Source organism: Streptomyces sp. N35, assembly GCF_016464295.1.
Classification (GTDB): Bacteria; Actinomycetota; Actinomycetes; order Streptomycetales; family Streptomycetaceae; genus Streptomyces.
In genome coordinates this window covers 23,245-43,879 of record NZ_JAEIMH010000049.1, presented here as the reverse complement: position 1 = coordinate 43,879, position 20,635 = coordinate 23,245, and the positions used below count along the sequence as shown (strand labels likewise).

The window sequence follows — 20,635 nt, the reverse complement described above, 5'->3', positions numbered from 1 at the left end:
GGGGGGGGGGGGGGGGGGCCCGGGGGGCGGGCTCCTCCCCCCCCCCCCCCCCCCCCCGAGGGGGGGGGCCCCCCCCCCGGACCCCCGCGGGGCGGGGCGGGTTGTTTTCTTGGGGCGCTGCCCCAAGCACCCCAGCGGGGGCTGCGCCCCCTGCACCCCGCTAGCAGGCTGAGGTGCCTGCTGCACCCCCAACACGCCGGCGCCCCCCGCCCCGCACCCTCAGTGCGTGGGGCTCAGGTGGTCTCTCGGCGTACCTCGACCACCCGGAACCGGTTCGATACGAACGCTCCGTCGCACAGGGCCGCGTTCGCTGCCGGGTTGCCGCCCGAGCCGTGGAAGTCGGAGAAGGCCGCGGTCTGGTTGACGTAGACCCCGCCCGTCAGGTTCAGCGAGAGCTGGGCGCACTCCTCCAGGCAGGCCTCCTCCACGGCGCGCTCCACCTCGTCCGACGTGGTGTACGCGCCGACCGTCATCGCGCCCTTGTCCCGCACCGTGCGCCGGAGCAGCTCCACCGCGTCCGCCGACGAGTCGACCGCGACCGCGAAGGAGACCGGGCCGAAGCACTCGCTGAGGTACACGGCCTCGGCGTCGGGCTTGGTGCCGTCGAGCTTGACGATCACCGGTGTGCGCACGACCGCGCCCGGGAACTCCGGGTTCTCGACTTCCCTTGTGGCCAGGGCGACTTCACCGAGGCCGGGTGCCGCCTCCAGGCGGGCCTTCACATCCGGGTTGACCAGCGCGCCGAGCAGCGCATTCGCCCGGGCGTCGTCGCCGAGCAGTCCGGAGACCGCGCCGGCGATGTCCGTGACCACCTCGTCGTACGACTTGGGGCCCGCGTCCGTGGTGATGCCGTCGCGGGGGATCAGCAGGTTCTGCGGGGTCGTGCACATCTGGCCGCTGTAGAGGGAGAGGGAGAAAGCCAGGTTGGACAGCATGCCCTTGTAGTTGGCGGTCGAGTCGATGACGACCGTGTTGACGCCGGCCTTCTCCGTGTAGACCTGTGCCTGGCGGGCGTTGGTCTCCAGCCAGTCGCCGAAGGCGGTGGAGCCGGTGTAGTCGATGATCCGGATCTCCGGCCGTACGGCCAGGGTCTTGGCGATGCCCTCGCCCGGGTTCTCGGTGGCGAGGCACACGAGGTTGGGGTCGAAGCCGGCCTCGCCGAGGACCTCGCGGGCCACCCGCACGGTGAGCGCGAGCGGCAGGACCGCGCGCGGGTGGGGCTTGACCACCACCGGGTTGCCGGTGGCGAGGGAGGCGAAGAGGCCCGGATACCCGTTCCACGTCGGGAAGGTGTTGCAGCCGATCATCAGCGCGATGCCGCGCGGCACGGCCGTGAACTGCTTGCTCAGGTTGAGCGGATCCCGCTTGCCCTGCGGCTTGCTCCACTCCGCCGCACCCGGCGTGCGCACCTGCTCGGCATAGGCGTACGCGACCGCCTCCATGCCCCGGTCCTGGGCGTGCGGCCCGCCGGCCTGGAACGCCATCATGAAGGCCTGGCCACTGGTGTGCATGACCGCGTGCGCGAACTCATGGGTGCGCGCGCTGATCCGCGCCAGGATCTCCAGGCAGACGACGGCGCGCAGCTCCGGTCCGGCGTCGCGCCAGGCCGGGATCGCCGCGCGCATGGCGGGCAGCAGCACGTCGGGATCCGCGTGCGGATACTCGACGCCCAACTCGATGCCGTACGGCGAGACTTCACCGCTCCCGGAGCCGCCCGTCCAGCCGTCGGTGCCCGGCTGGCCCAGGTCGAACCGGCTGCCGAGCAGCGCGTCGAAGGCGGCCTTGCCGTCGGCGGCGCTCAGGCTGCCTTCGAAGGGGGAGCCCTCTCCGTACGCCTTGGGGTGCTCGGGGTGCGGCGACCAGTAGGCGCGCGTGGCGATGGCGTCCAGCGCCTTGAAGAGCGTGGGGTTGTGCTTCTCGGTCAGCTGTTGAGCGGTGAGCTCGGCGGCGGCCATGGAGACCAACTCCTCCTCATGCCGGTTCGACGGTGAACCGGTGAGCTGGGACGGTGACGGGCGTGCGGCGCTGCTGGGCGGCGCCGCGGTGAGAGCTGCTGGGCAGGGAGGTGCGACGAGAGCTAGAGTAACCGAACGATCGGTCGGGACAAGGGGGTCCGGGGAACCTGTGGAAAACCCATACGGGAGGATCGCGGACATGACAGCAAGCGACCGCGCCGCCTCGGAGCAGCAGGAGCGCGTTCCCGAGTCAGGGCCCGTGCAGGACCGCGTTCCCGAGTCGGGGCTCGCGCAGGACCGCGTTCCCGAGTCCGAGCCCGTGCAGGACCGCGTGCCCGCGCCGGCCGCCTTGTCCGTGGCCGTGATCGGCACCGGCACCATGGGCCAGGGCATCGCCCAGGTCGCGCTCCTGGCCGGCCATCACGTGTATCTGCACGATGCGGCGCCGGGCCGGGCCAAGGAGGCGGTCGGGGACATCACCGCGCGCCTGGACAGGCTGGTGGAGAAGGGCCGTCTCACCTCCGGCGCCCGCCACCAGGCACGTTCGCGGCTCGTGCCCGTGACGTCCCTGGGCGCGCTCTTCGACTGCGGCCTGGTCATCGAGGCCGTCACCGAGCAACTCGCCGTGAAGCAGGAGCTCTTCAGGGAGCTGGAGAAGACCGTCTCCGACGAGTGCCTGCTCGCCACGAACACCTCCTCCCTCTCCGTCACCGCGATCGCCGGCGCCCTGCGCGTCCCCGGCCGGTTCGTCGGCATGCACTTCTTCAACCCCGCGCCGCTGCTGCCCCTCGTCGAGATCGTCAGCGGGTACGCGACCGACGAGGCCGCCGCGTCACGCGCGTACGGCATCGCCCGTGCCTGGGGCAAGACCCCGGTCCGCTCGGCCGACACCCCCGGCTTCATCGTGAACCGCATCGCCCGCCCCTTCTACGCGGAAGCGTTCCGCCTGTACGAGGAGCGCGCCGCCGATCCCGCCACCATCGACGCGGTGCTGCGCGAGTGCGGCGGCTTCAGGATGGGGCCCTTCGAGCTCACCGATCTGATCGGCCAGGACGTCAACGAGGCGGTGACGCGCTCGGTCTGGGAGTCCTTCTTCCAGGACCCCAAGTTCACGCCGTCCCTCGCGCAGCAACGGCTCGTCCAGTCGGGCCGGTTGGGCCGTAAGTCCGGTCAGGGATGGTTCTCGTACGAGGAGGGGGCGGCGCGTCCCGAGCCGCGCACCGAGCCGCCCGCCGACGCGCCGCGGAGCATCACCGTCCGCGGTGACCTGGGGATCGCCAAACCCTTGGTGCAGATGGCCCAGGAGGCCGGCATCGAGGTCGATTTCGAGGACGACGATCACGAAGCGCTGATCAAACTGCCCGGCGGCGGGCGGTTGTTCCTTGCCGATGGCTCGTTCCCGGGCGCGTACCCCGATGGTGTGCACTTCGACTGGTCCTTCGACTACCGTGCCGCGACCCGGATCGCGCTCGGGGCGGGCCCGCAGGAGTCCGAGCGGACGGTCGCGGAGGCGACGGGGTTCTTCCAGGCCCTGGGCAAGAAGGTGACGCTGCTCGGCGATGTTCCCGGTCTTGTCGTGGCCCGGACGGTCGCGATGCTCGTCGATTTCGCCGCGGACGCGGCGGGCCGGGGGATCGCGAGCGCCGACGACATCGACACCGCGATGCGGCTCGGGGTCAACTACCCGGTGGGACTGCTCGCGTGGTCCGACAGCAGCAGGGACCTGACCTTCGTGAACGTACTGGATGAGCTGCACCAGGCCCATCCGACGGGCCGCTACGGGCCCTCGGTCGGGCTGTACCACCGCGGGACCGCCAAGATCGCCGAGGACCACCGATGACCACCGCCAGACGCGACACCTACACCCCCGAGACGCTCCTCGCCGTAGCCGTCCAGGTCTTCATCGAGCGCGGATACGACGGCACCTCCATGGAGCACCTCTCCAAGGCGGCCGGGATCTCCAAGTCCTCGATCTACCACCACGTCGCAGGCAAGGAGGAGCTCCTGCGCCGCGCCGTGAGCCGTGCGCTCGACGGGCTCTTCGGCATCCTCGACGAGACCGAGGCGCGCGAGGGCCGTGCGGTGGACCGGCTCGAGCACGTCACACGGCGCATGGTCGGCGTTCTGACCACCGAACTCCCGTACGTGACACTGCTCTTGCGCGTCCGCGGCAACACCGAGACCGAGCGCTGGGCGATGGACCGCCGCCGTGACTTCGACCACCGGGTCGCCGATCTCCTCAAGGCCGCCATCGCCGAGGGCGATCTGCGCGGTGACGTGGAGGCCCGGCTCGCGACCCGGCTGCTCTTCGGAATGATCAACTCGCTGGTGGAGTGGTTCCGCCCGGAGGCCCGGGGTGCGGACGAGGCCGAAATCGCGGACGCGGTGGTGCAGTTGGCGTTCCGCGGGTTGCGGGTCGAGGACTGAGCGTTTCGGTGCTCAGCGGGCGTGCCGCTCCGCCGCGGCATGCCACCACCCGGGCGGTGAGGGGCCGTTGACCATGGCGCTGGGCTGGTCGGGGTGGAGTCCGGACCGCCGCAGGGCGGCGCCGTCGACATGGACCGCGAACCAGCCGTGCCAGTGCCCGTCGGGGCCGATGCCGCACAGGTGATCACAGCGGATCTCGTCCTGGGCGAAAGGCATCCAGTCGATGCCGCGGTCACGCAGTCAAGCGCGGAGGGCCGCCATGGGCGTCGGGCGGCCGGACGCGTTCTCGTACGCCGCGACAGTGATCCACTCGGTGCTCGATGCGGTCATGGCCACCATGATGCGTCGCTCCGGCCCCGGGATCCAGACCCGTCGGGCGTGGGCCTGGGGCTCCGTATCCAGGCCCGTCATGCGCGGGCCCGGCGCTCCTCCGTATCCGGACCCGTCATGACCAGGCCTAGGCCTCTGGATCCAGATCCGTCTCCTCGAAGACCAGGAGCGTGCGCGTGCTCAGGATCTCCGGCATGGACTGGAGTCTGGTCAGGACGAGCTCGCGCAGGGTGCGGTTGTCCGGGGTGTGGACCAGGAGCAGAACGTCGAAGTCGCCGCTGACCAGGGCGATATGGGCCGCTCCCGGCAGCGCGCGCAGCTGCTCGCGGACCGTGCGCCACGAGTTCTGGACGATCTTCAGGGTGATGTAGGCGGATGCGCCCTGACCCGCGCGCTCGTGGTTGACCCGGGCGCCGAAGCCACGGATCACGCCGTCCTCGATCAAGCGGTTGATACGGGCGTACGCATTGGCGCGTGAGACATGGACGTGCTCGGCCACGGAGCGTATCGAGGCGCGACCGTCCGTCTGCAGCATTCGCAGGATCGACCGGTCGATCGAGTCCAGCGGGCGCGGCGGGATCTCGGTCTCGGGGGAGTCCGGTACGCCCCCGGTCTGCGCGGCCTCCGGGGGCCTCGAGGATCCGTCCTCGGCCATTCGTTCAGATGCCATGTCCCCCCGCCTCCCTACCATGGACGTAATGCATCTATCCCAGGCTGTGGAGAACCGTTTGTCCACAGCCTGGAGGGGCCTGTAGCCAAAATGTGTCGGCGACCGAACAATCGGTTGGTGAGGCGCATCACAACCGCGCTGCCGAGGCAGCTCCCACGAGGAGCCGCCGAGCCGCTCCCACAAGGAGGTGCAAGCGGTGTCCACGCGTACAGAACACGGCACACCGGTGATGGAGCAGCGGGGGGTCCACCAGCCCACGCCGCCGCCCGCCTGGAAGCCCCGCACGGACCCTGCCCCGCTGCTGCCGGACCCGGAGCCTTACCGGGTTCTGGGCACGAGTGCGGCGGACAAGCCCGACTCCGCTCTGTTGCTGAAGCTGTACGGGGAGTTGGTGCGCGGCCGGCGCTACAACGCGCAGGCGACCGCCCTCACCAAGCAGGGCCGCCTCGCCGTCTACCCCTCGACCACGGGCCAGGAGGCCGCCGAGGTCGCCGCCGCCCTGGTCCTCGAGGAGCGGGACTGGCTCTTCCCCAGCTATCGCGACACCCTCGCCGCCGTCGCCCGCGGGCTCGACCCCGTGCAGGCCCTCGGTCTGCTGCGCGGCGACTGGCACACCGGCTATGACCCGTACGAACACCGCATAGCCCCCCTGAGCACCCCGCTCGCCACCCAGCTCCCGCACGCCGTGGGCCTCGCGCACGCCGCGCGCCTCAAGGGCGACGATGTCGTGGCGCTCGCCATGGTCGGCGACGGCGGCACCAGCGAGGGCGACTTCCACGAGGCGCTGAACTTCGCGGCCGTGTGGAAGGCCCCCGTCGTCTTCCTCGTGCAGAACAACGGCTTCGCGATCTCCGTGCCGCTGGCCAAGCAGACCGCCGCCCCGTCGCTGGCCCACAAGGCCGTCGGCTACGGGATGCCGGGCCGCCTGGTCGACGGCAATGACGCGGCCGCGGTGCACGAGGTCCTGAGCGAGGCGGTACGGAACGCACGCGCGGGCCACGGTCCGACCCTCGTCGAGGCCGTGACGTACCGCATGGACGCGCACACCAACGCCGACGACGCGACCCGGTACCGCGACGACGCCGAGGTCGAGACCTGGCGCGCGCATGACCCGATCGCCCTGATGGAGCGGGAGCTGACCGGCCGCGGGCTGCTCGACGACGAGCGGATCAAGGCCGTACGGGACTCCGCGGAGGAGTTCGCGGCCGCGCTGCGCCAGGGGATGAACGCGGATCCGGTGCTCGATCCGATGGATCTGTTCACCCACGTATACGCGCGGCAGACCACCCAACTGCGCGAGCAGGCCGAGCAGTTGCGGGCCGAGCTGGAAGCGGAGCAGGAGCGATGAGCACGGCAGTCGGCCTTTCGGGGGCCCCCCGGACGAAGCCCGCCACCATGGCGCAGGCCCTGCAGCGGGCGCTGCGGGACTCGCTCGCCGAGGATCCGTCCGTCCATGTGATGGGCGAGGACGTCGGCGCGCTCGGCGGGGTCTTCCGGATCACCGACGGGCTCGCGAAGGAGTTCGGCGAGGACCGCGTCACCGACACCCCGCTCGCCGAGGCCGGGATTCTCGGTACCGCGGTGGGTATGGCCATGTACGGGCTGCGGCCGGTCGTGGAGATGCAGTTCGACGCGTTCGCGTACCCGGCGTTCGAGCAGCTGATCTCGCATGTGGCCAAGATGCGCAACCGCACCAAGGGCGCGATGAGTCTGCCGCTGACCATCCGTGTGCCGTACGGCGGCGGTATCGGCGGCGTCGAGCACCACAGCGACTCCTCCGAGGCGTACTACATCGCGACCCCTGGCCTGCATGTCGTCACGCCGGCCACGGTCGAGGACGCGTACGGCCTGCTGCGTGCGTCGATCGCCTCCGACGACCCGGTGATCTTCCTGGAGCCCAAGAGGCTCTACTGGTCGAAGGATTCCTGGAACCCCGAGGCGCCCACGTCCGTTGAGCCGATAGGCAGGGCCGTGGTGCGCCGACGGGGTCGCAGCGCGACGCTGCTCACGTACGGGCCCTCGGTCCCGGTCTGCATGGAGGCGGCCGAGGCCGCGCAGGCCGAGGGGTGGGACCTCGAAGTCGTCGATCTGCGCTCGCTCGTGCCGTTCGATGACGAGACGGTCTGCGCGTCCGTGCGCAGGACTGGGCGTGCGGTGGTCGTGCACGAGTCGGGTGGCTTCGGCGGCCCCGGCGGCGAGATCGCCGCGCGGGTCACCGAGCGGTGCTTCCACCATCTGGAGGCGCCGGTGCTGCGCGTCGCCGGGTTCGACATCCCGTATCCGCCGCCCATGTTGGAGCGCCACCATCTGCCCGGGGTCGACCGGATCCTGGACGCGGTGGCGCGGCTGCAGTGGGAGTCGGAAGGGGGAGTCGGCTGATGGCACAGGTTCTTGAGTTCAAGCTGCCCGACCTCGGCGAGGGCCTCACGGAGGCGGAGATCGTCCGCTGGCTGGTGTCCGTGGGCGAGGTGGTCGCGATCGACCAGCCGGTGGTCGAGGTGGAGACGGCCAAGGCGATGGTCGAGGTGCCTTGCCCCTACGCGGGGGTGGTGACGGCCCGCTTCGGTGAGGAGGGGTCGGAACTGCCGGTCGGCGCGCCGCTGTTGACGGTGGCGGTGGGGGCTTCGGCTCCTTCCGACGCGGAGTCCGCGGATACGGCTTCCTCGTCGGTGGACGGTGAGGCCGAGGGGTCGGGGAACGTGCTGGTCGGGTACGGGACGGGCGCCGCGCCTGCCCGTCGGCGACGGGTGCGGGCGGCTTCGTCCGGTGTTGGTTCCGCGCCGCCTGCTGGTTCCGCGCGGTCGGTTGATCCGGCGCCTGCGGTTGATCCGGCGCCTTCTGTCGGTCCGGCGCCTTCTGTCGGTCCCGCGCCGCTCGACGCGGTTCCGGGGCAGACGCCCACCGGCCGGCCCGGCGGTCCGTTCGCGGCCGAGGGTCCCGTCCCGGTGATCTCTCCTCTCGTCCGCAGGCTGGCGCGTGAGAACGGCCTCGACCTGCGGGAGTTGACCGGATCAGGACCGGACGGGCTGATCCTGCGCGCCGATGTCGAGTACGCTGTACGGGCGGCCGGACAGCGGACCGCCGCCGTACCGGCCGAGCCCGTACGCACCCAGGGGGAGACACGGACTCCGTTGCGCGGGGTGCGCGGAGCCGTGGCCGACAAGCTGTCCCGCAGCCGGCGCGAGATCCCCGAGGTGACCGTCTGGGTGGACGCCGACGCCACCGAGCTGATGAACGCACGGGCCGCGATGAACGCGGTGGGCGGGCCGAAGATCTCGCTGCTCGCGCTCTTCGGCCGGATCTGCACGGCCGCGCTGGACCGCTACCCGGAGCTCAACTCCACGGTGGACACGGCCGCGCGCGAGATCGTGCGGCTCGACCGGGTGCATCTGGGCTTCGCCGCGCAGACCGAGCGCGGGCTCGTCGTGCCGGTGGTGAAGGACGCGCAGTCCCGGGGCGCCGAGTCGCTGAGCGGTGAGTTCGCCCGGCTGACCGAGGAGGCCCGGGCGGGGCGGCTCACCCCGGCCGATCTCACCGGCGGCACGTTCACGCTGAACAATTACGGGGTGTTCGGCGTCGACGGCTCCACACCGATCATCAACCACCCCGAGGCCGCGATGCTCGGGATCGGGCGGATCGTGGCCAAGCCCTGGGTGCACCAGGGGGAGTTGGCCGTACGCCAGGTGGTCCAGCTGTCGCTGACCTTCGACCACCGGGTGTGCGACGGCGGTACGGCGGGCGGGTTCCTGCGGTACGTGGCGGACTGCGTCGAGCAGCCGGCGGTGCTGCTGCGGTCGCTGTGACCTGGTGCGTACGGGGGCGTGCCGAGTGCCTCCGTACGCACGGGAGAGCGCCTTCGTACGCTCCCGTGACCGTCTACGTACGTACTGAGGAGTGCCGCCTCACGCCCAGGCGACTGTCTCCGTAACCACAGGAAGGTGCCGCCGTTCGGGGCCCGGTGACGGAAGTCCCGTCGTACCCAGGTCGTTCGAAGGGGTGGCAATGATCCAACGCGCACCCATACTCGGGGGATGACCTCGTATGACGCCGTAGTGCTCGCCGGGGGCGCGGCCAAGCGCCTCGGGGGAGTCGACAAGCCCGCCGTGCGGGTGGGCGGGCGACCGCTGCTCGACCGGGTGCTCACCGCCTGCGCCGCGGCGGGCACCACGGTCGTCGTCGCGCCGCCGCGGCCCACGGTCCGGCCCGTGGTGTGGGCGCGCGAGGAGCCGGCGGGCGGGGGGCCGCTTGCCGCGCTGGCGGCGGGAGTTGAGGCGCTGGAACAGGCAGGGGCACTGGAACACGCAGGGTCGCTGGGCCACGCAGAGGAGTCGGAGCACGCGGGGGACTCGGACCACGCAGTGGATCCAGGTCACGCACCGGACTCAGACCACGCAGCGAGCCCGAACCACGCAGCGGACCCAGGCCATGCACCGGACCCAGGCCACGCAGCGAGCCCCGACCGCACGGCGGGCCCGGAGCGCACAGCGGACCCGGACCGTACCGCGGATGACCGGCCCGTCCTCGTCCTCTCCTCGGACCTCCCCTTCCTCGCCGAGCCGGCCGTGGACCTCCTCATCGGCGCGCTCCACGCGGCCGAAACGGCAGCCGGGGCCCCGTTCGACGGCGCCCTCTTCACCGACCCCACCGGCCACGACCAGCCCCTCGTCGCCGTCTACCGCCGCAGTGCGCTGCGTCACGGTCTCGACCGACTGCGCGCCGAACACGGCTCTTTCACCGGGCTGCCCCTCAGACTGCTCACCACCGGACTCGCGCTCACCCGGGTGACCGAGCCGGAAGGCTCCCGTGCCGCGTTCGACTGCGACACCTGGGAGGACATCGCCGCGGCCCGGGCACGGATCAGGGAGCATGAACGCGTGCTGGATGAATGGATCACCGCAGTCAAGGACGAACTGGGTCTCGACCTGGACGTCGACACCGCCCTGCTCCTCGACCTCGCGCGCGACGCCGCGCACGGCGTGGCCAGGCGCGCGGCGCGGTCGCCGCCCCTCCGGCGCGGCACCGGGGCGGCGCGCCGGGGCGGCGGCCCCGAAGCCGCCGCCGAGGCGACGCGGAAGGCCGTCGCTCTCGCCGCCCGCTGGGCCGACGAGGACCGGCCCGACAGCAAGCCGGCGGACCCCGACGCCACGCCGGACGCGGAGTGAGCGGGCACCCCGCGCCCGGACCGGGCCGCCGTACGCCGGACACCGCGCCGCCCCGGCGCTTCTCCGCGCAGACCGGATACGCCCCGGCCGGCCCCGTCGACGACGGTGACCCGGAGGTCGACGAGGCCCTCGCGCTCGTCAACGAGGCCTCCGCCAGGGCGGGTTCGGGCCCCGACCCGATCCCCGGTGGCCGGACACCCGAGCCGGCAGGTCAGGCGGGCCGCGCAGCACAGGCGGCTCCGTCGATGCCGGGTACGCACGGTGGTCCCGCACAGCCGGGGCACAAGGAGAAGCACCACCACCCCCGAGCCACGTCCTGGCCCGAGGCCCGCGCCCGAGCCGCCGAGGCCGCCCGACGGGCGCCACGCCGCGACGCCGCCCCCGTCCCTCTCGACGAGGCACTCGGCCAGATCCTTGCCACCCCGTTCACCGCCCTCACCGACCTGCCCTCCTTCGACACCTCCGCCATGGACGGCTGGGCGGTCGCGGGCCCCGGCCCCTGGGACGTCCGCGAGGAGGCAATCCTCGCCGGTCACGCCCGCCCCCGCCCGCTCGCCGACGGTGAGGCGGTACGGATCGCCACCGGCGCCCGCGTACCGCAGGAGGCCACCGCCGTCCTGCGCAGCGAGCACGGCATCACCGACGACAAGGGCGGGCTGCATCCGCAGCGCGAGGTCGTGCACGGCCAGGACATCCGGCCGCGCGGCCAGGAGTGCCGCAGCGGCGACCAGTTGCTGCCCGTCGGATCCCTGGTCACCCCGGCCGTGCTCGGACTCGCGGCCGCGGCGGGCTACGACGAACTCGTGGTCGTTGCCCGGCCGCGGGCCGAAGTGCTGATCCTGGGCGATGAGTTGCTCACCGAGGGGCCCCCCCAGGAAGGCCTCACCCGCGACGCGCCCGGCCCGATGCTCCCGCCCTGGCTGCGCAGCCTCGGCGCCGAGGTCATCGCGGTCCGCCGGCTCGGCGACGACGCACAGGCCGTACTGAAGGCCGTCAAGGAGTCCCCCGCCGACCTCGTGGTGACCACCGGCGGTACCGCTTCGGGCCCCGTCGACCACGTCCATCCGACCCTGCGACGCCTCGGCGCCGAGCTCCTCGTGGACGGCGTCCAGGTCCGCCCCGGCCACCCCATGCTGCTGGCTCAACTCCCCGGTGGACGCCATCTCGTGGGCCTGCCCGGCAACCCGCTCGCCGCCGTCTCCGGACTGCTCACCCTCGCCGAGCCCCTGCTGCGCAAGCTCTCCGGTCACCCGGCGGTCGAGCCGTATCACGCACCCACCAGGGACGAGATCCACGGCCACCCGCACGACACCCGGCTCGTCCCCGTGGTCCTGCACGGCGACGAAGCCGTACCGCTGCACTACAACGGGCCTGCCATGCTGCGCGGCATCGCCGCCTCCGACGGACTCGTGGTGGTACCGCCGGGCGGTGCGAAGCCCGGCCAGGAGCTGGAGATTCTCGATCTGCCCTGGGCGCTCTCGCCGCTCTCGGCTCCTTTGCCGGGAGGCTGTTTCACGTGAAACAACACGGCAGCGATGTGATGGCGCGCAATGCCGACGAGCGCCTCACCAACGGCCGGATCCATCTACCCAAGCGGGTCGTCGAACGCCCGCTGCGGCAGGTCGCCAAGCGCGTCACGATGGCGCTGTCCATCCTTGTCGCGACCGCTCTGCTTGTCTGGTTCGACCATGACGGCTACAACGACAACGTCGACGGCGAAGTCGATCTCCTCGACGCCTTCTACTACGCGACCGTCACCCTCTCCACCACCGGCTACGGCGATATCGCCCCCGCCAGTGACGTGGCACGGCTCGTCAACATCCTCATCATCACACCCCTGCGTGTGCTCTTCCTGATCATCCTGGTCGGTACCACTCTCGAGGTCCTCACGGAACGCACCCGGGAGGAGTGGCGGCTGAACCGCTGGAGGTCTGCCTTGCGTGACCACACTGTCGTCGTCGGCTTCGGCACCAAGGGCCGCTCGGCGATCCAGACCCTGTGCGCCACGGGTCTGAAGAAGATGCAGATCGTGGTCGTCGACCCCAGCAACAAGGTGATCGAGGCCGCCACCGCCGAGGGCTTCGTCGGTGTCGCCGGCGACGCCACCCGCAGCGACGTCCTGCTCCGCGCCGAACTGCAGAAGGCCCGCCAGGTCGTCATCGCCACCCAGCGCGACGACACGGCCGTCCTGGTGGCGCTCACCGCCCGCCAGCTGAACCGCTCGGCGAAGATCGTCGCGGCGGTCCGCGAGGAGGAGAACGCGCCGCTGCTGAGGCAGTCCGGCGCCGACGCCGTCATCACCAGCGCCAGCGCGGCCGGCCGGCTCCTCGGCCTGTCGGTGCTCAGCCCCAGCGCGGGCACGGTCATGGAGGACCTCATCCAGCAGGGCTCCGGACTCGATCTGGTCGAGCGGCCGGTGATAAAGGCCGAGGTCGGCAAGAGCGTGCGGGAGACCGAGGACCTGGTGGTCAGCGTGCTGCGCGGGCACAGACTGCTCGCCTACGACGACCCCTCGGCGTCGCCGCTGCAGCTGACGGACCGCCTGATCACCATCGTCCGGGCCACCCCGTCCACCCCGCAGCCCCCGGACACCCGGCCGCTGCCGCAGCAGTAGACGGCCCCTGGCCACGCGGTGAACGGCCCGGCCAAGCGGTGAACGGCCCGGGCCGGCAGTGAACGGCCCGGGCCAGCAGGAGACGGGCCGGGCCCAGCAGTGAATGTCCGGGCCGAGCGGCAACGGCCCGGGCCCAGCAGCAACGGCCCGGGCCTGGCTCAACCGCCGTACGCGCGGGGCGAGTAGCCTCGCCCGCATGTATGCGATCACGATCCCCGAACCCGGCGGACCCGAGGCGCTCCAGTGGGCCGAGGTCCCCGATCCCGTACCCGGTGAGGGCGAAGTCCTCGTCGAGGTGGCCGCGAGCGCGGTCAACCGTGCAGATCTGCTGCAGCGGCAGGGCTTCTACAACCCGCCGCCCGGGGCGTCCCCGTATCCGGGCCTCGAATGTTCCGGGCGGATCAGCGCGCTCGGCCCCGGCGTGAGCGGCTGGTCCGTGGGCGACGAGGTGTGCGCGCTGCTCGCGGGCGGCGGATACGCCGAGCAAGTGGCCGTACCGGCAGGGCAGTTGCTGCCAGTTCCGGACGGCGTCGGTCTGGTCGAGGCGGCCGCGCTGCCGGAGGTCGTCTGCACCGTCTGGTCCAACGTGTTCATGGTGGCCCATCTGCGCCCCGGCGAGACGCTTCTCGTCCACGGCGGCGCGAGCGGGATCGGCACCATGGCGATCCAGCTGGCCAAGGCCATCGGCGCCAAGGTCGCGGTGACCGCCGGCGGCAAGGAGAAGCTGGAGCGCTGCGCCGAGCTCGGCGCCGACATCCTCATCGACTACCGCGAGCAGGACTTCGTCGAGGAACTGCGCCGGGCGACGGACGGCGCGGGCGCGGACGTGATCCTCGACATCATGGGCGCCAAATACCTGGACCGGAACATCAAGGCGCTGGCCGTGAACGGGCGGCTCGCCATCATCGGTCTGCAGGGCGGCGTCAAGGGAGAGCTCAACCTCAGCGCGCTCCTGAGCAAGCGCGCCGCGATCACCGCGACCTCGCTGCGGGCGCGCCCGCTCGGCGAGAAGGCGGCGATCGTCGCGGCCGTACGCGAGCACGTCTGGCCGCTGATCGGCGCGGGCCGCGTCCGGCCGGTGGTCGACCGGACGCTGCCGGCGAGCGAGGCGGCAGCGGCGCACCGGGTGCTCGAGGAGAGCGGGCATGTGGGGAAGGTGCTGCTCACGCTCACGCGATAGCGGGCGTGTCCCCGTGCGCGACATGACAGCCACCCGTTCCGGGTAGCCAGGAATCAGCCGGGATGCCGGATTTGTCACCCCGTGTGACGCTGGCATCACCGGCTTCTTGGCGACTCGGACGGGGAGGGGTCGACCTCATGGCTCCACGGCTCGGAGCGTTGGCGCTCTTCCTGCTGCTGACGTGGGTGCCGGTTTCTCCGGTGTACGCGCAGCAGCCGGCGCCTCAGGAACAGTCCGCCACGCCCGAGCCGGATCCCTCCCGTGCGGGCAGCCGCGCCGGCGAGGGGCGTGAGCGGCCCGGGCGCCTCGCACCGGAGCCCACGCCCAGCGCTCCGGCCCTGCCGGACCCGTCCGCCTCGGCTTCACCGACGCCCGGCGGCCCCACGCCGAGCGCCTCGGAGGGACCGGCGGATGCGTCGGCCGCGGTCGGCACCCCGCCGGACTCCCCCGCGGCCGGTGAGAGCTCCTCGCCCTCTCCGCCCTCTTCGCCCTCCGCATCCGAGGCGGCGAACTCCGGAGCGGCGACGCCCCGAGCCCCCGCTCCCGCCGGTGAGCCGACGCCCACGCCGGCGTCCCCTCGTACCAGCGCGGCTCCTCAGCACCACTCCGCAGGGCATGCGCCCCGCGACGCCGCGGCTCGCGATGTGGTGGCGGAACCGGATCCGGATGCGCCCGCGCAGGCGGCGTCCGGGCCTCGCACGGATCCGGCGCTGCATGTGCTGCCGGTGGGCACGGGGCTTGTGCTCATCGGTCTGGGGCTCGGGTTCCTTGCCCTGCGGCTGCGTCGGGGCTGAACGGCGAACGGCACGGGCCGACCGGGCATCTCGACACGCACGCACCCCGCGTACAGGGTGGATCTCGGTAGAACGGGGGCACCACCGTGATGTGAGTCGGGTGTGCGAGAGAATGGCGGCATGGAGATGCCGAGGAACGACAGGTCACCGGAGAACCCCCAGATCCTGGTCGTGGGCCAGGACGGAATGGCTCTCGGCGGAGGCGGCGACGACGAGTCCCGGGAGGTCCCGGTGACGGAAATGGTCGAGCAGCCTGCCAAGGTCATGCGGATCGGCAGCATGATCAAGCAACTTCTCGAAGAAGTGCGGGCGGCACCTCTGGACGAGGCGAGCCGCGCGCGCCTGAAGGAGATCCACACCAGCTCCGTGAAGGAGCTCGAGGACGGTCTCGCGCCCGAGCTGGTCGAGGAACTGGAGCGTCTGTCGCTCCCGTTCACCGACGAGGCGACGCCGACGGACGCCGAACTGCGGATCGCGCAGGCCCAGTTGGTGGGCTGGCTGGAGGGCCTCTTCCACGGCATCCAGACCACCCTGTTCGCCCAGCAGATGGCCGCCCGCGCCCAACTGGAACAGATGCGCCGCGCGCTGCCCCCGGGCGTCGGCGGCCACGACGACGAGGAGGGCCCTGCGGGCCGTTCCGGGGGGCCGTACCTGTAGTTGGCGACGTACCGTTAGCGGGCTCGGCCACGCACCTGGGTCGAGCCCGCACAACTATGGACGCAACGGTCTCAGTTGGGTTGGGGCATCAGTTCGGGTTGTCGACGTAGCCGCCACCGCACAGGTTGAGCAAATCGCTACCTTCAAACCTGGCTACTTCGACCAGCGCCGTCCTGATGCCGTTCGTGTCGTAGGCGTAGGTGAACCAGTGCGAGGTGACGCCGGCTCCCTCGTAGTTGCGGCGCCAGGGCCAGTACTTGGTGGAGCCGTCGTTTCGGATGGTCACCAGGCGAATCGCTGCGTGATGCCCATCCGACAGGGTGTCTTTGACGCTGATTTCAAGGTCGTTCATTCGGTACTTCCCGGACCACGTGAAGCGGATGCTGCCCGAAGCACCGGTCGTGCCGCAGCCCCCGTAGGCAGCAGCGGCCGGGGTCGCGACTGCTGGGACGATGAAAGCACCTGCAATAGCGGCCAGCGCGATAGTGGCCCGTCTGCCCATCATTGTTTCCTCCCGTGATCGCCATTTGGACCGGCGTAATCTAAGAGGCGTTCATGTTCACGTCAAGAGGGTGCTCAGGATGTGCGACCAGCCACTGAACTGCGTTATTACTGCGGCGGGTTGCCCGTCGACACTTCCAGCGTGAGGTCCAGTTCGTCCTCGCGGACCTCGTCACCCGGTTCCGGATACTGCTCCATCACCGTGTCCTTGCCGTACGTGTTCTCTTGGAAGTCCTTCTTGTTGTAGGTCCAGCCGGATGCCTGCAGGCAGGCTTGCACCGAGTCGAGGTTCTTGTACCGGAAGTTCGGCACCACGATCTTCTGCGGGTCCTGCCCCTCCCGGGGCTCGGTGCACTCTTCCTTGTCGATCTTCTTGGTGGTGTCCGGACCCTTGTGGCCCGTCCCCACCGACTCCGAAGGCTTGGCCTCCGGCTCCTTGTCGCCGCCGTTGAGCGTCAGGGCCGTGATCAGGCCGCCGATCGCGAGCAGGGCCACGACGATCGCGCCGATGATCACCGACTTGTTGTTCCGGCGGCCGCCACCGCCGTTCGCGCCCGCCGACATGGGTGAGGTCTGCGGCGAGAGGTTGTACGGCGGCGGGGTCGACGAACCCTGCTGCGGGCTGTACGCCGCCGGGGCCGGGGTCTGGTAGCCGGCCTGCTGCGGGTAGCCGTAGCCCGGGGTGGGTGCGGGCGTCGCCGGGCCGTACGGGTTCGGGGTGTAGGGCTGCTGGACGCCGCCCACGCCGGGCGCCGGGGTGCCGACCGGCGGGAAGACGGCCGAGCCGACGCCCGATCCGGCGGCGGACGGCGAACCGGGGACGATCGAAGGGGCCGAGGCCTGGAAGGACTGGGCCACGCGCAGACATTCGTCGCGCATCGCTTCGGCGGTCGGGAAACGCTCGTTCGGGTTCTTCTTCAGCGCGCGGGCCACCAGCGCGTCCACCGCCGGCGGCAGCGAGCGGTTGATCGAGGAAGGAGCGACCGGCTCCTCCTGTACGTGTGCATACGCTATGGCCAGCGGCGAGTCCGCCTCGAAGGGCAGCCGGCCCGTGACCAGCTGGAACAGCATGATGCCGACCGAGTACAGGTCGGAGCGGGCGTCGACGCCGCGGCCGAGCGCCTGCTCGGGCGAGAGGTACTGGGGCGTACCGACGACCATGCCGGTCTGGGTCATGGAGGTGACGCCGGACTGCATGGCCCGCGCGATGCCGAAGTCCATGACCTTGACCACATTGCGCTTGGTCATCATCACGTTGCCCGGCTTGATGTCGCGGTGGACCAGACCCATCTCATGGCTGATCTCGAGCGCGGCGAGCACATCGGCGGTGATCTTCAGCGCCTTGTCCGTGGGCATCGCGCCGAACTGCGCGACGTCCTGGTCGAGCACCGAGCCGAGCGGCCGGCCCTCGATGTACTCCATGACGATGTACGGCATCGTCGAGCCGTCGAGCGCATCCTCGCCCGTGTCGAAGACGGAGACGATGTTGGTGTGGGTGAGCTTGGCCACCGCCTGCGCCTCGCGCCGGAAGCGCTCGCGGAAGGACTGCTCACGGCCGAGCTCGGTGTGCAGCGTCTTGACCGCCACCTGACGGTCGAGCGTCGCGTCGTACGCCAGGTGTACGGAGGCCATACCGCCTTCGCCGAGGAGGTCCCGCAGCTGGTAGCGGCCGCCCGCGAGGGAGCGCCCCGTGTACCGGCCGCCGTGTGCGCCGTCCTGGCTCATGTCGCTGCGTCCCCCATCGGCGCCCAAGTGCGCGAAGATCCCTTGCTTTTCGGGCCAAGTCTGCCGTAGGCCACTGACACGTCAAGCCGGGTGCCCGTTCCGTGACCGTACGCGCAAGAACCGTCTTGTAAGCGTTACGGAGCCCGCACAGGATTTGCCCAGGAAGCCCCGCTGAGGGTTTGATGGCCGGTCCATCTCAACCGACGTGCTGCGCAAAGGCTGTAGCGTGGCTCGACGGAGACCGTAGGCACGACCCCGTCGCAATTTGTTCACCGTGGCGGATCAAAGCGGCGGAGCGCAGCCCGATGTGGCTGACTGCGGCGGAATACGGCCAAGGCGAGCAGGACGACAGGAAACGACGGCGAGGACTGATGGACCAGCAGCGCGCTCAGGGCCCGTCCGACCCCGAGGCGACTGGCGGCGGCGGAATGTCGGATACGCCTGAGTTCTGGGGCAACGGAGGACTGGTCGGAGACGGTCGTTACCGTCTGACCCACAGACTCGGCCGGGGTGGCATGGCCGAAGTCTTCGGCGCCGAGGACGTACGGCTCGGCCGTACCGTCGCGGTGAAGCTGCTCCGTTCCGATCTCGCCGAGGACCCGGTCTCCAAGGCCCGCTTCACGCGTGAGGCGCAGTCGGTGGCCGGACTCAACCACCATGCGGTGGTGGCGGTCTACGACTCCGGCGAGGAGTTCTTCGGCGGCAACACCATCCCGTACATCGTGATGGAGCTCGTCGAGGGCCGCACGATCCGCGATCTGCTCCTGAACGCCGAAGCCCCGGGCCCCGACCAGGCGTTGATCATCGTCTCCGGTGTGCTCGAAGCGCTCGCGTACTCGCATCAGCACGGCATCGTGCACCGCGACATCAAGCCCGCCAACGTGATCATCACCAACACCGGTGCGGTGAAGGTGATGGACTTCGGTATCGCCCGCGCCCTGCACGGTGCGTCGAACACCATGACGCAGACCGGCATGGTCATGGGCACGCCCCAGTACCTCTCCCCGGAGCAGGCGCTCGGCAAGGCCGTCGACCACCGCTCCGACCTGTACGCGACGGGCTGTCTGCTCTACGAACTCCTGTCGCTGCGGCCCCCGTTCACCGGTGAGACCCCGCTCTCGGTGGTCTACCAGCACGTCCAGGACATGCCGATCCCGCCGTCCGAGATGTCGGACGGGGTGCCGCCGGAGCTCGACGGCCTCGCGATGCGCGCGCTGGCCAAGGAGCCGGACGACCGCTTCCAGAGCGCCGAGGAGATGCGCGGCCTGGTCCAGTACGCCCTGCAGATGCTGCAGGAGCAGGGCGGCCACACGGGCACGTGGAACACGGGCCCGGTCCTGATGCACGAGAGCGCCGGCACCCCGGCCATGGGTTCGCCCGGGCTCGGGCACCCCGACAGCGGTACGTCGCAGATCCCGGTGCAGCCGATGATCCCGCGCGGATCCGGCAGCGACGGATACGACGACGGCGGTTACGACGGGGACGGGAACCGGGGCGGCGGCCGCGGCAAGCTCTGGATCTTCGTGGCGCTCGCGGTGATCGCCGTCATCGCGGGTGTCGCGTACGCGCTGTCGCAGGGCAAGGACAAGGACCCGCAGAAGCCGGTGAATCCGACGTCCGTGACCCAGTCCGAGGAGTCCAAGGAGCCGACGGACGACAAGACGACGGAAGAGGAGACGGAGCCGGGCGGCACGGGCGGCAACCAGACGACGGACGGAGCGACCTCCGAGCCGCCGACCACCGAGCCGCCCACGACGACGCCGCCGACCACCGAGCCGCCCACGGACGACCCGACGACGGAGCCCGAGGACCCGCCGACCACGCCGGAGGACCCGCCGACGACGCCGGAGGACCCGCCGACCACGGACGCGGACACGGACCCGCCCGCCGAGGGCTGAGCCCGGATTCAGGGCGTACGGCCTACGGGCGTACGAGAAGCGGCAGGCGTACGAGAAGCAGCAGGCATACGAGAAGGGGCCGACCACGCGCTGTGGTCGGCCCCTTCTCGACGTCCGCGTCGTCCGTGCCTAGAGCACCTGCTGCAGCTGCCGCGTGTAGGCCCCGTTCATGCTGTGCACCGTCACCACCTGCGGCTGGATGCGCATGTACACCGGCTCGAACAGCGCACCGTCCACGAAGTGCGGGGCGGGACCGAAGAGCTGGAGCTGCTCGACGGTCGGCTCGATGGCCTCGCACAGGCCCACGAGCTGGACGGACCACAGGCCGTCCGCGCCGGAGTTGAGATTGTCGGCGCCATAGGCGACGACGCTGCCGATGCAGGCCTGGTGGTAGCCGAAGCCCTTGTGCATACGCAGCAGCAGGGTGCCGTCCACGACGATGTGCCGGGCGAGGGCGAGGAAGGGCAGCGCTCGCATGCTGGTGGCCACGCGCCCGTGCGGGACGTGGGACAGCAGATCGAGGGCGCGGTTCTCATCGGTGGACATGTCTCCACTGTCCGCGACGACGCGGTGTCGGGAAAGGGGCACCCGCCCCTCGTGGCCGGGGACGTAAGTCCCGAATAAAGCCGCGGTAAAGCGGCGCAGAACAAGCGAAAGGCGTCGGGGGGGGCGGGGCCCCCCGACGGGCTCAGGGGGGCCGGGGGCGGCTCAGCGCGTTTCCG

At 71.1% G+C, this 20,635-nt stretch carries 18 protein-coding genes; 12 read left to right on the top strand and 6 right to left on the bottom strand.

Features of this window, described 5'->3' with window-relative positions; translation table 11 throughout:
* Positions 1-233: 233 nt before the first annotated feature.
* The gene (gene paaN / locus JAO81_RS25340; RefSeq protein ID WP_199550230.1) at positions 234-1,955 is read right to left on the bottom strand and encodes a phenylacetic acid degradation protein PaaN; all 1,722 of its coding nucleotides are present in this window, start codon (positions 1,953-1,955) and stop codon (positions 234-236) included.
* 199 nt (positions 1,956-2,154) lie between these two features.
* On the opposite strand from paaN, the gene JAO81_RS25335 reads away from it, so the two are divergent.
* Positions 2,155-3,795: a 3-hydroxyacyl-CoA dehydrogenase gene (locus JAO81_RS25335; RefSeq protein ID WP_199550229.1), complete on the top strand. Its 1,641-nt coding sequence runs from the start codon at positions 2,155-2,157 to the stop codon at positions 3,793-3,795.
* Entirely contained in the window at positions 3,792-4,382 is a 591-nt protein-coding gene (locus tag JAO81_RS25330) for a TetR/AcrR family transcriptional regulator (RefSeq protein WP_199550228.1), read from the top strand. The genes JAO81_RS25335 and JAO81_RS25330 overlap by 4 nt, the downstream gene beginning before the upstream one ends.
* 12 nt (positions 4,383-4,394) lie before the next feature.
* Here JAO81_RS25330 and JAO81_RS25325 read toward each other — a convergent pair whose 3' ends face one another.
* Together JAO81_RS25325 and JAO81_RS25320 are read right to left on the bottom strand one after the other, a co-directional pair.
* Positions 4,395-4,598 (bottom strand): hypothetical protein, encoded by a 204-nt coding sequence (locus tag JAO81_RS25325; RefSeq protein WP_199550227.1) that lies wholly within the window; start codon positions 4,596-4,598, stop codon positions 4,395-4,397.
* 241 nt (positions 4,599-4,839) lie between these two features.
* Positions 4,840-5,382, bottom strand: a complete 543-nt coding sequence (locus tag JAO81_RS25320) for an Lrp/AsnC family transcriptional regulator (protein WP_374194344.1) — start codon at positions 5,380-5,382, stop codon at positions 4,840-4,842.
* Between the two features lie 229 nt (positions 5,383-5,611).
* Here JAO81_RS25320 and pdhA point away from each other — a divergent pair, with 229 nt between their 5' ends.
* From pdhA to JAO81_RS25275, 9 genes are all read left to right on the top strand, one after another.
* A complete protein-coding gene (gene pdhA / locus JAO81_RS25315; RefSeq protein WP_199550251.1) occupies positions 5,612-6,730 on the top strand; it encodes a pyruvate dehydrogenase (acetyl-transferring) E1 component subunit alpha in 1,119 nt (372 codons plus the stop codon).
* Positions 6,727-7,761, top strand: a complete 1,035-nt coding sequence (locus tag JAO81_RS25310; RefSeq protein ID WP_199550226.1) for an alpha-ketoacid dehydrogenase subunit beta — start codon at positions 6,727-6,729, stop codon at positions 7,759-7,761. The genes pdhA and JAO81_RS25310 overlap by 4 nt, the downstream gene beginning before the upstream one ends.
* Positions 7,761-9,185: a dihydrolipoamide acetyltransferase family protein gene (locus JAO81_RS25305; protein WP_199550225.1), complete on the top strand. Its 1,425-nt coding sequence runs from the start codon at positions 7,761-7,763 to the stop codon at positions 9,183-9,185. The genes JAO81_RS25310 and JAO81_RS25305 overlap by 1 nt, the downstream gene beginning before the upstream one ends.
* Positions 9,186-9,413: 228 nt before the next feature.
* Positions 9,414-10,544 carry an NTP transferase domain-containing protein gene (locus JAO81_RS25300; RefSeq protein WP_199550224.1) on the top strand — a complete coding sequence of 377 codons (1,131 nt, stop codon included), beginning with the start codon at positions 9,414-9,416 and terminating at the stop codon, positions 10,542-10,544.
* Positions 10,541-12,064 carry a molybdopterin molybdotransferase MoeA gene (locus tag JAO81_RS25295; protein ID WP_307813660.1) on the top strand — a complete coding sequence of 508 codons (1,524 nt, stop codon included), beginning with the start codon at positions 10,541-10,543 and terminating at the stop codon, positions 12,062-12,064. The genes JAO81_RS25300 and JAO81_RS25295 overlap by 4 nt, the downstream gene beginning before the upstream one ends.
* Positions 12,052-13,158 (top strand): TrkA family potassium uptake protein, encoded by a 1,107-nt coding sequence (locus JAO81_RS25290; protein ID WP_233415899.1) that lies wholly within the window; start codon positions 12,052-12,054, stop codon positions 13,156-13,158. The genes JAO81_RS25295 and JAO81_RS25290 overlap by 13 nt, the downstream gene beginning before the upstream one ends.
* Before the next feature lie 196 nt (positions 13,159-13,354).
* On the top strand, positions 13,355-14,338 hold the full coding sequence (locus JAO81_RS25285) for an NAD(P)H-quinone oxidoreductase (RefSeq protein ID WP_199550223.1): 984 nt from the start codon (positions 13,355-13,357) through the stop codon (positions 14,336-14,338).
* A gap of 137 nt (positions 14,339-14,475) precedes the next feature.
* Positions 14,476-15,132 carry a hypothetical protein gene (locus JAO81_RS25280; protein WP_199550222.1) on the top strand — a complete coding sequence of 219 codons (657 nt, stop codon included), beginning with the start codon at positions 14,476-14,478 and terminating at the stop codon, positions 15,130-15,132.
* Positions 15,133-15,252: 120 nt separating this feature from the next.
* Positions 15,253-15,789: a bacterial proteasome activator family protein gene (locus JAO81_RS25275; RefSeq protein ID WP_199550221.1), complete on the top strand. Its 537-nt coding sequence runs from the start codon at positions 15,253-15,255 to the stop codon at positions 15,787-15,789.
* An 88-nt stretch (positions 15,790-15,877) separates the two neighbouring features.
* Here the strand turns inward: JAO81_RS25275 and JAO81_RS25270 are convergent, their stop codons facing one another.
* Both JAO81_RS25270 and JAO81_RS25265 read right to left on the bottom strand, forming a co-directional pair.
* Positions 15,878-16,291 carry a hypothetical protein gene (locus JAO81_RS25270; RefSeq protein ID WP_199550220.1) on the bottom strand — a complete coding sequence of 138 codons (414 nt, stop codon included), beginning with the start codon at positions 16,289-16,291 and terminating at the stop codon, positions 15,878-15,880.
* Between the two features lie 107 nt (positions 16,292-16,398).
* Complete coding sequence (locus JAO81_RS25265; RefSeq protein WP_199550219.1) at positions 16,399-18,015, bottom strand: protein kinase; 1,617 nt, start codon at positions 18,013-18,015, stop codon at positions 16,399-16,401.
* Between the two features lie 368 nt (positions 18,016-18,383).
* Here JAO81_RS25265 and JAO81_RS25260 point away from each other — a divergent pair, with 368 nt between their 5' ends.
* Positions 18,384-19,913 carry a protein kinase gene (locus JAO81_RS25260; protein WP_199550248.1) on the top strand — a complete coding sequence of 510 codons (1,530 nt, stop codon included), beginning with the start codon at positions 18,384-18,386 and terminating at the stop codon, positions 19,911-19,913.
* A 129-nt stretch (positions 19,914-20,042) separates the two neighbouring features.
* Here JAO81_RS25260 and JAO81_RS25255 read toward each other — a convergent pair whose 3' ends face one another.
* The gene (locus tag JAO81_RS25255) at positions 20,043-20,459 is read right to left on the bottom strand and encodes a pyridoxamine 5'-phosphate oxidase family protein (protein WP_199550218.1); all 417 of its coding nucleotides are present in this window, start codon (positions 20,457-20,459) and stop codon (positions 20,043-20,045) included.
* Between the last annotated feature and the right edge of the window lie 176 nt (positions 20,460-20,635).